Genomic DNA, 11,760 nt, shown 5'->3' on the forward strand with positions numbered 1-11,760 from the left:
CGTGGCCGTATGGTCCCATCATGCCGCTTGGGGGCGAGACGATGAGTGATCTGCCCTTCGGCTTCAACCGGCCGGGTGACGAGGGCGACGACTCCTCGTCCGGCAAGCCGACCGATCCCTTCTCCGCCTTGGGCGGGGACATGCGGCAGTTCGCCGACATGCTGCGCCAGTTCGCCGACATGATCCAAAGCAGCGCTCCCGGCGCGGGCGGCACCGGGCCGCTGAACTGGGATCTGGCCAAGAACATCGCCCGTCACACGGTGGCCGGGCAAGGAGATCCCGCCGTCGTGGACGCCGAGCGCAAGCAGGTGATCGAGGCGCTGCGGCTGGCCGATCTGTGGCTGGACGAGGGCACCGTGATCCCCGCCGGCATCCGCACCCCGGAGGCCTGGAGCCGTTCGGAGTGGATCGAGCGGACGCTGCCGGTGTGGTCGACGATCTGCGACCCGATCGCCGCCCGGATGGTGGAGTCGATGGGCGGCGCCCTCAGCGGCGGCATCGGCGGCCCCATCCCCGAGGAGATGCAGGCCATGGCCGGCCCCTTGATCAGCATGGTCAAGCAGATGGCCGGGGCGATGGTCGGCGGGCAGGCCGGGCAGGCGCTGGGCGCGCTGGCCCGGGAGGTGGTCGGCTCCTCCGACATCGGGCTGCCGCTGGCCCCCGCGGGGGTGGGCGCGCTGCTGCCGGCCGGGGTGGCGGCCTTCGGCGAGGGCCTGGAGGTGGACGCCGAGGAGGTCCGGCTGTACCTGGCGCTGCGGGAGGCCGCCCACCAGCGGCTGTTCGCGCACGTGCCGTGGTTGCGCGCGCATGTGCTGGGCGCGGTGGAGGACTACGCCCGCGGCATCACCGTGGACCTGTCGGGCATCGAGCGGGCCATGACGGGGCTGGACCTGTCCGATCCGGAGGCGCTGCAGCGGGCGCTGGGCGGGGAGATCTCGCTGCAGCCGGAGGAGACCCCCCAGCAGAAGGCGGCGCTGCTGCGGCTGGAGACGGCGCTGGCGCTGATCGAGGGCTGGGTGGACACGGTGGTCAACGGCGTGGCCGAGGGGCGGCTGCCCAACACGGTCAAGCTGGCCGAGGCGGTGCGGCGCCGCCGCGCCACCGGCGGGCCGGCCGAGCGCACCTTCGCCACGCTGGTCGGCCTGGAGCTGCGGCCCCGGCGGCTGCGCGAGGCCGGTGCGCTGTGGCGGGCGCTGACCGAGGCCCGCGGCCATGAGGGGCGGGACGAGGTGTGGACGCACCCCGATCTGATGCCCACCGCCGACGACCTGGACGACCCGGACGGCTTCGTGCACGGCCGGGCGGAGAGTTCGGGGCTGTCGGACCTGGATCTGTCCAAGCTCACCGACGCTTCCGGCGAGGCGGACGGCGACGAGCCGGACGGCTCGGGCGACCGTCCGGAGGGGTCTTGAGCGTCTGGAGCGCGCACTGCGCGCTCAGCCGCCGTTTCGACGTCCACCGGCCGCCGCGCCGCCGGCCGCCGGGTTCCGGCAACGTCTGCCCGGGCTCGGCCGGGGCCGGCCGGACGTCCCTTCCCGGTGCCGGCACGGCCCGCCCGTTGCGCGGTGAGTGGCCGGAGGCGCCGTTCGCCGCACCCCGGCACGCCCCGATCCGGATCATGGCCGGGGCCGTCCGCTGGGAGCGCCCGCACGACCAGGAGCGCCGCCGGCGCCGGCTGATCGGAGAGGCGTGACGGCGCAGTCGCCGCGGCGCCCCCGCGGCCGGGAGGGCGGCGCCCTGCACGCGGACGCGGTGCGGGTGCTGGAGGGCTGGCGGGCGCCGGATGCCGCGCAGGAGCACTTGCGCCGGGAGTTCCTGCGGCATCTGGCGGCCCACCCCGATGGGGTGTGGCGCGAGTGCGTGCCGGGTCACATCACCGCCAGCACGGTGGTGCTGGACTCCTCCGGCTCCCAGGTGCTGCTGACCCTGCACCACAAGCACCGGCTGTGGTTGCAGCTGGGCGGGCACTGCGAGCCGGGCGATGAGTCGCTGGCCGCCGCCGCGCTGCGGGAGGCCACCGAGGAGTCGGGGATCGCCGGGCTGCGGCTGCTGGAGGATCCGGTGCAGATCGGCCGGCACCGGGTCCACTGCCACCCGCAGGGCTCCTACCACCTGGATGTGCAGTACGTGGCGATCGCCCCGCCTCGGGCCCGGCACCGCATCAGCGCCGAGTCCGTCGATCTGCGCTGGTTCCCGGTGGACTCGCTGCCCGACCTCACCGACGACTTCGTCCGCACTCTGGTGGCCTGCGCCGTCGCCGCTTTGTGACCTGCGGGTTCAAAGCGGCAGGCCGGGCAGGGGGTGGCCGGAGAGCAGGGCGCGGGTGTTCTCCCAGCCTTCCAGGCCGGGGTCCAAATACTCCAGGTCGGCGGGGGTGCGCAGGCGGTGCCAGGCGGGGGTGCGGCGGACCAGGCCGGTCCGGGGCGCGGCGGCGGTGAGGCGTGCCAGGGCGTCGGGGGCCTCCAGAGTGAGGCCGAGCGCCGGCAGCGTCTCGGTGAGCCAGGCGGGGGCCGGCAGCCGGACGGCCAGGGCGACCAGCCCGCCGCCGGTGGCGGGGCAGGCGGCGGCCGCGGCGCGGCCGAGGGCGCGCAGCAGTTTGCCGATCAGCAGGGGCGGCAGGTCGGGGGCGTCGGGGGCGACGAGCACGGCCTGGTCGGCTCCGCGTTCGGCCAGGGCGCGCAGGGCGGCGTCCGGGTCTTCCGCGTGCAGGATCGCGGTGCCCGGCCAGGTGACGTCCTCGGCGTCCGGCGGGTATGCGGGGTGCCGGATCAGGGCGGGGGTGAGCAGTTCGAGCCCGGCCACGACCTCGTAGACGTCCTCCAGCATGGCCAGGCGCAGCTTGCCGGGGTCGATGCCGGGCGGGGCGGGGTCGGCGGGGGACGGCATCGCCAGGACGGCGGCGAAGCGGGTGGTCACCCGGTGGCCTCCCGGCCGGCGTCGCGTTCGGGTTGCCGGGCGGTGGCGGGAGGTTCGTCGAAGGCGCTGATGGGCAGGTTGGCCGCCGCGGCCACGCCTTCCAGATAGCCGCGGGCCCGTTCGGCCTTGGGGTAGTTGGCCACCAGCTTCCAAAAGTGGGCGTTGTGGCCGGGGACGAGCAGGTGCGCCAGCTCGTGGATCAGCACGTAGTCGACCACCCAGGCGGGCATGCCGCGCAGCCTGCTGGACAGCCGGATGGTGCCGTCGTCGGGGGTGCACGAGCCCCAGCGGGTGCGCTGGTTGTCCACCCAGCGCACGCTGGAGGGGTTGGCCCGTCCGTCCAGGTAGCGCCGGGACAGCTCGCGCGCCCGGTTCAGCAGCGCCGCGTCGCTGGGGCGCCGGCGGCGTTCCCGTTCGGCCAGCCGTTCCAGGATGGTGGCCACCCAGTGTTCCGCCTCGGCCTCCGACAGCCGAGAAGGCAGCAGCACCACAGTCTTGTCTCCGTCTCGGTAGGCGGACACGGTCCGCCTGCGCCGGGCGCTGCGGCGAACCTCGACATTGGGGGGAGGCACACCTAGACGGTACCCAAGTTTTTGCTTTCTCCACAGGGGGGCATCCCTGTTTTACCTGGTCAGGAACGTGAATTTAACGCATCCCCAGTTGTGTCCACAGCCGAGAGGCCTGTTGTCCACAGGTTTCACCCAGCTTGTCCACAAGTTATTCACAGGGTGCGGAGGGTCCATCCCGTCCCACGAGTCTCGCCGGTCACCCAAAGAGGCTTCCGTGAGCGCTTGATCGGGTACTCACCGTGACAGTCGAGCTTCGGGGGTTTGCGATGAGCCGGGACGGCGGGAGGAACGACGGCGGCGCGGCGGGTGCTCGGTGGCCGCTGGGCGCACGGATCGCGGCCGGCGCCCTCGGCGCGTTGAGCGGCGGGCTGGCCGGCCAGGCCGTGCGGAAGGCCGCACGGCGGTGGGGGATTCCGGCCGGGTCGATGATCCGGGTCATCGAGATCACCGCACCGGTGGTGATGTCCCTGGCGGCCGGCCGGCTCGCCGAGCGCGGCGCCGCCTTGCGGAGCGGCGGCCCGAGCCGTGCCGGCGACCGGCCGCTCCCCCGGCGTCCTTCGGCGACGGCGGCCGGGAGCTGACGCCGGGCCGTCCCTCACCGCCGGCGAAAGCAGCCGCCGCGCGCGCCGTCAAGTGCCCGCCCACCAGGGTGAGAAAGTACACACTTACGTCCTTTGGCCTGGTAGACAGGGGTGGCAGCGGATTTTCTCAGGATTCCTTTGGCCTCACTGTGGCAGGAATGACATCGATACCTGACAATGGGCGGGTGAGTGATCTCCCCCGCCGCGCGGTGACGCGGTCAGCCAAGCTCGCGTCGCTGCCCCTCGGTTTCGCCGGACGTGCAGCGCTCGGCGTCGGGAAGCGGACGCTGGGCAAGCCCGCCGAGATGGTCGCGCTGGAAATCCAGCAGCGCACCGCCGAGCAGCTGTTCAAGGTGCTCGGCGAGCTCAAGGGCGGCGCCATGAAGCTGGGCCAGATGCTGTCCATCTTCGAGGCCGCACTGCCGCCCGAGATCGCCGGCCCCTACCGCGCCACCCTCACCAAGCTGCAGGAGGCCGCCCCGCCGCTGCCGGCCTCCACCGTCCACAAGGTGCTGGCCGAAGGGCTCGGCGAGGACTGGCGGGAGCAGTTTCAGTCCTTCGACGACACCCCCGCCGCCGCGGCCTCCATCGGCCAGGTGCACCGGGCGGTCTGGAAGGACGGGCGCAAGGTCGCCGTCAAAATCCAGTACCCGGGCGCCGGCAAGGCGCTGATCAGCGACTTCAACCAGCTCGCCCGGCTGGGCAAGCTGTTTGCGGTGCTGATGCCGGGGCTGGAGATCAAGCCCATGCTGGCCGAGCTCAAAGAGCGGGTGATCGAGGAGCTCGACTACACCATCGAGGCCGAGTCGCAGAACGCCTTCGCCAAGGCGTACGCCGACGACCCGGACTTCTACATCCCCGAGGTGGTCGCCCAGGCCGGCAACGTGCTGGTGACCGAGTGGATCGACGGCACCCCGCTGTCGAAGATCATCAGCGACGGCACCCAGGAGGAGCGCAACCACGCCGCCCTGCTGTACTGCCGGTTCCTGCTGTCGGGGCCCAAGCGCACCGACATGCTGCACGGCGACCCGCACCCGGGCAACTTCCGCATCCTGCCCGACGGGCGGCTGGGCGTGCTGGACTTCGGCGCGGTCGACCGGATCCCCGGCGGCTTCCAGCGCCGGCTGGGCCTGCTGCTGCGGATCGGCACCATGGCCGAGATCGACGAGATCATGCAGGCGCTGCGGGAGGAGGACTTCATCCGCGAGGGCGTGGAGGTCGATCCCAAGGCGCTGGAGGCGTTCCTGGCCCCGATCACCGAGCCCTTCATCAACGAGACGTTCCGCTTCAACCGCGAGTGGCTGCGGATGATGGCCGCCAAGGTCACCGATCTGCGGCCCAGCAACGTGGTGCGCCAGCTCAACCTGCCCCCCGAGTACGTGATCATCCACCGGGTGCTGTCGGCCGGCACCGGGGTGCTGTGCCAGCTGGAATGCGAGATCCCGGCCCGGGCCGAGTGCCTGAAGTGGGTCCCGGGCTTCGCCGACGAGGAAGACGGCGACACCGACGACGAGCCGGCCGCCTGAGCCGGCCGCCTGAACCGGCCGGATCCGGCCACGACGAGCGGGGCCCCGCCCCCCGGTGACGGAGGGGGCGGGGCCCCGTTGTCGGCGCGGGCCCGGCGAGGTAGGGGCACCGGGCGGCGCCGGCTCACCGGGAGGCGCCTCCCGCGAAACCATCCCGAAAGCACGGGAGGAATCGGCCTGCTAACCGGTGAGCAGGATGCGGCGGACGCGGGCGTGGGCCTGCGCGGTGCGGCGGGCGCGCCGCAGGGCGCGCACCCGGGCCGCCGCCTGTGGATCGAGCGTCCCCGTCGCGGTCACGCCGGCGGCCCCGGCGGAAGGGCGCGGCGTACGAAGGGACGCGGACTGCCTGTCATGAGCCTGCTTGTCATGAGCCCGCTCGGGGGCGGGCGCCCGGTCGAGCAGCAGTTCTTTTCTCACCTGTGTGTCGTCCAGCCTCCGGGTGTTCCGTCATGTCGCGAAAGGCGCGCCGGCACGGACCTGGGCACGTTCCGGCGGAACCTCTCGGGGTGGTGGCCGCGGCCCCGCTTCCGGGGCCGCGGCGGTCGTTCACCGGCCCGTCCCCGCACCGGCGACCGTCAGACGGTCACCTCGGCGTTCTTGCGGGGACGGCCACGAGGACGCTTGCGGGCCACGATCTCGCCCTTGACGAACAGCTCGCCGCCCCACACGCCCCACGGCTCGCGGCGCTCGATGGCGCCGGCCAGGCAGGCCTTGCGGATCGGGCAGTCCCGGCACAGCGCCTTGGCCAGCTCGATGTCGGCGGGAGCCTCGGCGAAGAACAGCTCAGGCTCGGTCCGGCACGGAAGCGTGAGGTCCTCGTCGCTCATGGCGAGAGCCCCCTGCATCGCAGTCACCCTGGTTCCTCTCGTTGGTTCTCAACGGGTCGTTCGACGGGACTTGCGGCCAGAAACGAAGAGGCCGCGGATCCGGTGCCTGGATCCGCGGCCTGGGGGCCATGCCGGTCGTTTAAACCGGTTGCCTCCAGGAATACGGACCCGGCACGCCGCCATCGGCGGCGCCCATGCGGGCCGTAAGGGCGATCAGTTCAGCGGCGGTGCCTTCGCCGAAGACACTCCACCCCTGACGCTCGCCGACAACCTGCTGCAGCCGCACGTCGCACAGCGGCGCAAGACCGCCGTAGACCTGCCGCTTCCTGGCGTAGGGCTGATCGGCGCCCTTGTCGCCGCGTTCGATGGAGACGAACTCGGGCAGCGACGGGGGCATCAGCGCGGAGGACTCATGCGCAAAGTCGCTCCAGCCAGGACGCGGCGCGGTCCGGACCGGCTGCGATTTGCGCGTCATGCTGATCACCGGACTGCACACCACCTTCCTGGCTCCTTGGGCCTCGCGCACGAGCGCTCGGACGTTTGATTGCTCGGGCAGCAGACTACGTTCGCCGCCCGAAATCAATCAAGGCATTTTTGACCTGCGGTTTTGTGGGAGACTTCACCCAACTTCCGGGGCTTTGGAGGCGTCTGAGACCCGGACCATCCCTTCCTGCATCACCGACACCACCAACCGCCCGTCGGCGGTGAAGACCTGGCCGCGCGCCAATCCGCGGGCGCCGCCGGCGAACGGGGTGTCCTGGGCGTACAGCAGCCATTCGTCGGCGCGGAACGGCCCGTGGAACCACATGGCGTGGTCCAGGCTGGCCCCGATGGTCCTGCTGTCGCCCCAGGCCAGGCCGTGCCGCAGCAGCACGGTGTCCAGCAGCGTCAGGTCCGAGGCGTAGGTCATCAGGCACAGGTGCAGCATCGGGTCGTCGGGCAGTTCGCCGTCCACTTTCAGCCACACCAGGGACCGGTCGGTCGCCAGTTTCGGGTCCCTGGCGGCCTCCCAGGTCATCGGGGTGACGTGCCGTACGTCGAAAGGATTGCGGCGGGTGAGTTTCTCGGCGGCCTCCTCGCCCCACAGCGCCGTCAGCCGCTCCTTGCCGGTGGGCAGGGTCTCCGGGTGGGGCGCCTCGGGCATGGGCGCCAGGTGCTCCGGCCCTTCCTCGGGCACTTGAAAAGACGCCGACAACGTGAAAATGGCCCGGCCGTGCTGGATGGCCGTCACCCGCCGGGTGGTGAAGGAGCGTCCATCGCGCACCCGGTCCACGGTGTAGACAATCGGCACCAGCGGGTCACCCGGCCGGATGAAATAGGCGTGCAGCGAATGCACCACCCGGTTGACCTGCACGGTGCGGCCCGCGGCGACCAGCGCTTGACCGGCCACCTGCCCGCCGAACACGCGCTGGCGGCGTTCCTGTGGGCTCCGCCCACGGAAAATGTCGTTTTCGATCTGCTCCAGGTCGAGCAGGTCCAGCAGTTCCTTCAACGACTCTTTCACGTGTCACCTACGGATTCGATGCCGGCCGACGAACGGGGGAAGGCCACCGCCCTGCGTGCGGGCGCGCCGCCTCGGATGTGACGCCGGGAAGGCGGCGAAAGTGCGCGGGATCCGTCCGGCCGGTCGCCGGGCCGATGCGCCGCGGATCTTTCTGCGTCCTTATGGTGCGGGCGAGCGGTGGCGTCCCCCGTCGTGCGGTGGATGACGTCAAGGCGGTCAGTCTGTCAGGCCGGGCGGTGTGGCCGGGGTCTCACCCCGGCACAACGCCAGTACCGCGTCGCCGTAGCGGATCAGCTTGGTGGCGCCGACCCCGGATATCCGGGCCAGCTGCTGCGGCGTTTCCGGGCGCTGCTCGGCGATGGCCTGCAGCGTCACGTCGGTGAATACCACATACGGCGGGATTCCCTGTTCTTCGGCGAGCGCGGCGCGCCACCGCTTGAGCGCCTCCAGCAGCTCCTCGTCGACGGCCGAGGGGCAGTCCTGGCAGCGGCCGAGCTTGCGTTCCAGCGCGGCGGTGAGCGGACGGCCGCATACCCGGCACGGCAGCGGCCCCTTGCCGGCACGGCGGCGGGGACGGCTCGCCGGCGCGGCCGGCGGGCCAAAGGTCTGCGGCCGCAGGCCCTCCAGGAAACGGGACGGGCTGCGGTTCTTGCGCCCGCCGGGGGCGCGGGAGAGCGCCCACGACAGCGTCAGGTGCTCGCGGGCGCGGGTGATGCCCACATACAGCAGCCGCCGTTCCTCTTCGATCTGCTCGGCGGTCTCGGCGTAGACGATCGGCAGCGTGCCCTCGGTCAGCCCGGCCAGGAACACCGCGTCCCACTCCAGGCCCTTGGCCGCGTGCAGGCTGGCCAGCGTGACGCCCTCCATGGTGGGGGCGTGCTGCAGGGCGGCCCGTTCCTCCAGTTCGGCCACGAACTGCGGCAGCGCGGCATCGGGGTCGGCGGCGGCGACGTCCTCGGCGAGGCGGACCAGCGCCGACAGCGACTCCCAGCGGGCGCGGGCGGCGCCGATTCCCTGCGGCGGCTGCTCGGTGAAGCCGACCCCGGCCAGCACGTGCCGGACGGTGGCCACCAGGCCCATCCCGTCGGTCTCGGCGTCGGCCCCGGCGCGGGCCGCGCCGCGCAGCCGCATCACCGCCTCGCGGACCTCCTGGCGTTCGAAGAACCGCTCGGCGCCGTGCAGCACCACCGGCACCCCGGCCGCCGCGAACGCCGCCTCGAAGTTCTCCGACTGGGCGTTGATGCGGTACAGCACGGCGATCTGAGAGGCGGGCACGCCCTCGTCGATCAGTTTGCGGGCGCGGCGGGCGATGTCGTCGGCCTCGGCGATCTCGTCGTCGTACTCGATGAACACCGGCTCGGGCCCGTCGGGGCGCTGGGAGACCAGCTCCAGCCTGTGGCGGCGGGCGGTCCGCCCGCGCGCCGCCCCGATCACCCCGTTGGCCAGGCGGACGACCTGCGGGCTGGAGCGGTAGTCCCGCACCAGCTTGATGACCCGGGCGCCGGGATGCTCGCGGGTGAAGTCCAGCAGGTATTGGGGGGTGGCGCCGGTGAAGGAGTAAATGGTCTGGTTGGGGTCGCCGACCACGCACAGCTCCTCGCGGCCGCCCAGCCAGGCGTCCAGCAGCAGTTTCTGCAGCGGGTTGACGTCCTGGTACTCGTCCACCACGAAGTAGCGGTACTGGTCGTGGACCTGCCGGGCGACCTCGGGGTACTCGGTGAGCATCGCGGCGGTCAGCTCCAGGATGCCCTCGAAGTCCAGCAGGTTGCGCTCGCGGCGCAGCTGCTCGTACACGGCGTAGACGCGGGCCACGTCGATCACGTCGGCGGGGGGTTTGCGGCCGGTCCGCTCGACGCCGGCGACGTAGTCCTCGGGGCGGTGCTGGGTGACCTTGGCCCATTCGATCTCGGCGGCGATGTCGCGCAGCTCGGTGCGCCCGTACGACAGCCGGCAGGCCCGGGCGGCCTCGGCGACCAGGGCGATCTTGGATTCGACGACGCGGGGCGGCTCGCCGCCGATCACCTTCGGCCAAAAGTAGGTGAGCTGGCGCAGCGCGGCGGCGTGAAAGGTGCGGGCCTGCACGCCGGGGGCGCCCAGCTGCCGCAGCCGCCCGCGCAGCTCCCCGGCCGCGCGGGTGGTGAACGTCACGGCCAGCACCCGCTGCGGCGCCACCACCCCCGTCAAGACGGCGTAGGCGATCCGGTGGGTGATGGCGCGGGTCTTGCCGGTGCCGGCGCCGGCCAGCACGCACACCGGGCCGCGCACCGCCTCGGCGACGGCGCGCTGCTCGGGGTCCAGTCCCGCCAGGACCTCATCGGCCTCCATGCTCATCGCTCACCCGCCCGTCACCTTCGTCAGCCGAGGCCGTTTCCTTCCCAGTGGTCCATCCTCGCACCACCGGCGCACCGCACCGAGCGGAATGTCCGGAGGTCAACGGCGGTTGATAATGCCCGAACAGGCTGAATCGTTTTTCAGCGCACGCCCCGCGGGCGGTCTTCAGCGCAAGACCCGGCCGCCGGGCGGGCGCTGAAAAAGGTTCATCGCACGCGACAGTGAAGGAGACCGGGCACCGATGGCGAACCCCGCGAGCACGCCGGACGGACGGCCGACCATGTACACCACGTCCTGGTGCGGGTTCTGCAGGCGGCTCAAGGCTCAGCTCGCCCGAGAAGGCATCTACCTGCGCGAGGTCGACATCGAGCGCGACCCGGAGGCCGCCGAGTTCGTGATGCGGGTCAACGGCGGCAACCAGACGGTCCCGACCCTGCTGTTCCCCGACGGCACGGTGATGACCAACCCGCCCGCCAAGAAGGTCAAGCAGCACCTGGAGTCCCTGGCGGCCTCCGGCAAGTGAGGCCGGCGGCGCGCCCTCCCCGGGGCGGGGGCGCGCCGCCGTACGGGCGTCAGCGGTGCTCCCACGAGTCCGGCAGCGGGCCGCCGTACCAGCGTTCGATGAGCTGGCGGGCGATGGAGACCCGGCCGGGCAGCATGATCTCTTTCTCTTCGAGGGCCCGCAGCAGCTGCGGGCGGGTGAACCAGCGGGCCTCGGCGATCTCCGCGGGGTCCGGGCGCAGCCGCCCGCCGTCGGCGGTGCGGCAGAAGAAGCCCAGCATCAGGCTCTGCGGCAGCGGCCAGGGCTGGCTGCCCAGGTAGGCGATCTCCCCGACGGCCAGGCCGACCTCCTCGCGGACCTCGCGGGCCACGGCCTGCTCCAGCGACTCGCCGGGCTCCACGAAACCGGCCAGCACCGACATCATCGGCTCCGGCCAGGCGGGGGCGCGGCCCAGCAGCAGCCGGTCGTGCTCGTCGCGGACGAGCATGATCACGGCCGGGTCCAGCCGGGGGAAGTGCTCAGAGCCGTCGGCGGAGCAGACGCGGGCGTAACCGGCTCTGGCCGGCCGGGTGGGCGCTCCGCAGCGCGGGCAGTGGGTGTGGGTGGCGTGCCAGTTGGCCAGCGCGACCGCCTGGGTGAGCAGCGCCGAGTCCCTGTCCCCCAGCACCGCGCCGACCCCGCGCAGCCCGGCGGCCCGGGCGCCCTCGATGACCGGCAGCGGGCCGCAGACGGCGAAGTAGGCGGTCTGGTCGTCGTCGACGCCGAGCAGGTACCGCTCGCCCTCGGGGGCGGCCTGCGGCGCCAGCAGGATCAGCTCCGGGCGTTCCCCATCGCGCACCAGGGCCCGTCCGCGGTCGACCACCAGCACCCGGGTGGCCGGATCGGCCCACCGCCCGGCGAGCCAGCGCTCGTCCTCGCGCCGGTCGGCGACCCGGTCCAGGCCGCCGCGGGCCAGCGCCAGCCATTCCAGCGGAGCGTGCATCACCTGCGGTCCCTTCCGGCCG

13 protein-coding genes are annotated in these 11,760 nt (G+C 72.6%); 6 read left to right on the forward strand and 7 right to left on the reverse strand.

The annotated features are described in order from the left end of the window. Window positions 1–41 precede the first annotated feature (41 nt). Genes TCUR_RS18390 through TCUR_RS18400 form a run of 3 tightly spaced genes read left to right on the forward strand, consistent with a single transcriptional unit; the run spans window position 42 to window position 2,268 of the window. The gene (locus TCUR_RS18390) at window positions 42–1,412 is read left to right on the forward strand and encodes a zinc-dependent metalloprotease (protein ID WP_012854049.1); all 1,371 of its coding nucleotides are present in this window, start codon (window positions 42–44) and stop codon (window positions 1,410–1,412) included. Continuing rightward, window positions 1,409–1,693, forward strand: coding sequence for a hypothetical protein (locus tag TCUR_RS18395; protein WP_012854050.1), 285 nt, complete (start codon window positions 1,409–1,411; stop codon window positions 1,691–1,693). Before TCUR_RS18390 ends, TCUR_RS18395 begins: the two co-directional genes overlap by 4 nt. 59 nt (window positions 1,694–1,752) lie before the next feature. Next, the gene (locus tag TCUR_RS18400) at window positions 1,753–2,268 is read left to right on the forward strand and encodes an NUDIX hydrolase (RefSeq protein ID WP_012854051.1); all 516 of its coding nucleotides are present in this window, start codon (window positions 1,753–1,755) and stop codon (window positions 2,266–2,268) included. A 9-nt stretch (window positions 2,269–2,277) separates the two neighbouring features. Here TCUR_RS18400 and TCUR_RS18405 read toward each other — a convergent pair whose 3' ends face one another. Together TCUR_RS18405 and TCUR_RS18410 are read right to left on the reverse strand one after the other, a co-directional pair. Continuing rightward, window positions 2,278–2,916: a DUF2064 domain-containing protein gene (locus TCUR_RS18405; protein WP_012854052.1), complete on the reverse strand. Its 639-nt coding sequence runs from the start codon at window positions 2,914–2,916 to the stop codon at window positions 2,278–2,280. Then, window positions 2,913–3,437 carry a M48 metallopeptidase family protein gene (locus tag TCUR_RS18410; RefSeq protein ID WP_012854053.1) on the reverse strand — a complete coding sequence of 175 codons (525 nt, stop codon included), beginning with the start codon at window positions 3,435–3,437 and terminating at the stop codon, window positions 2,913–2,915. The genes TCUR_RS18405 and TCUR_RS18410 overlap by 4 nt, the downstream gene beginning before the upstream one ends. A gap of 287 nt (window positions 3,438–3,724) precedes the next feature. Between TCUR_RS18410 and TCUR_RS18415 the strand changes: the two genes are divergently transcribed. Together TCUR_RS18415 and TCUR_RS18420 are read left to right on the forward strand one after the other, a co-directional pair. Then, window positions 3,725–4,066: a hypothetical protein gene (locus TCUR_RS18415; RefSeq protein WP_148233056.1), complete on the forward strand. Its 342-nt coding sequence runs from the start codon at window positions 3,725–3,727 to the stop codon at window positions 4,064–4,066. A gap of 185 nt (window positions 4,067–4,251) precedes the next feature. After that, window positions 4,252–5,592, forward strand: a complete 1,341-nt coding sequence (locus TCUR_RS18420) for an ABC1 kinase family protein (RefSeq protein ID WP_041440051.1) — start codon at window positions 4,252–4,254, stop codon at window positions 5,590–5,592. Between the two features lie 575 nt (window positions 5,593–6,167). Here TCUR_RS18420 and TCUR_RS18430 read toward each other — a convergent pair. The 4 genes from TCUR_RS18430 to TCUR_RS18445 form a co-directional block, all read right to left on the reverse strand. Further along, on the reverse strand, window positions 6,168–6,419 hold the full coding sequence (locus TCUR_RS18430; RefSeq protein ID WP_012854057.1) for a WhiB family transcriptional regulator: 252 nt from the start codon (window positions 6,417–6,419) through the stop codon (window positions 6,168–6,170). A 139-nt stretch (window positions 6,420–6,558) separates the two neighbouring features. Next, the gene (locus TCUR_RS18435; RefSeq protein ID WP_148233057.1) at window positions 6,559–6,903 is read right to left on the reverse strand and encodes a hypothetical protein; all 345 of its coding nucleotides are present in this window, start codon (window positions 6,901–6,903) and stop codon (window positions 6,559–6,561) included. Window positions 6,904–7,038: 135 nt separating this feature from the next. Beyond that, window positions 7,039–7,923: an acyl-CoA thioesterase gene (locus TCUR_RS18440; protein ID WP_012854059.1), complete on the reverse strand. Its 885-nt coding sequence runs from the start codon at window positions 7,921–7,923 to the stop codon at window positions 7,039–7,041. Between the two features lie 216 nt (window positions 7,924–8,139). Then, window positions 8,140–10,248, reverse strand: coding sequence for an ATP-dependent helicase (locus TCUR_RS18445; protein ID WP_012854060.1), 2,109 nt, complete (start codon window positions 10,246–10,248; stop codon window positions 8,140–8,142). A gap of 247 nt (window positions 10,249–10,495) precedes the next feature. Between TCUR_RS18445 and TCUR_RS18450 the strand changes: the two genes are divergently transcribed. Then, the gene (locus TCUR_RS18450) at window positions 10,496–10,777 is read left to right on the forward strand and encodes a mycoredoxin (protein WP_012854061.1); all 282 of its coding nucleotides are present in this window, start codon (window positions 10,496–10,498) and stop codon (window positions 10,775–10,777) included. 49 nt (window positions 10,778–10,826) lie between these two features. Here the strand turns inward: TCUR_RS18450 and nudC are convergent, their stop codons facing one another. Beyond that, entirely contained in the window at window positions 10,827–11,738 is a 912-nt protein-coding gene (gene nudC / locus TCUR_RS18455; protein WP_012854062.1) for an NAD(+) diphosphatase, read from the reverse strand. Window positions 11,739–11,760 lie beyond the last annotated feature (22 nt).

The sequence above is a fragment of the Thermomonospora curvata DSM 43183 genome, assembly GCF_000024385.1.
Taxonomy (GTDB): domain Bacteria; phylum Actinomycetota; class Actinomycetes; order Streptosporangiales; family Streptosporangiaceae; genus Thermomonospora; species Thermomonospora curvata.

Bases quoted from the DNA above. Each gene is read 5' to 3' on its own strand.
- TCUR_RS18445 (WP_012854060.1), bottom strand. From the start codon at position 10,248: ATGGAGGCCGATGAGGTCCTGGCGGGACTGGACCCCGAGCAGCGCGCC.
- TCUR_RS18450 (WP_012854061.1), top strand. From the start codon at position 10,496: ATGGCGAACCCCGCGAGCACGCCGGACGGACGGCCGACCATGTACACC.
- TCUR_RS18390 (WP_012854049.1), top strand. From the start codon at position 42: ATGAGTGATCTGCCCTTCGGCTTCAACCGGCCGGGTGACGAGGGCGAC.
- nudC (WP_012854062.1), bottom strand. From the start codon at position 11,738: ATGCACGCTCCGCTGGAATGGCTGGCGCTGGCCCGCGGCGGCCTGGAC.
- TCUR_RS18430 (WP_012854057.1), bottom strand. From the start codon at position 6,419: ATGAGCGACGAGGACCTCACGCTTCCGTGCCGGACCGAGCCTGAGCTG.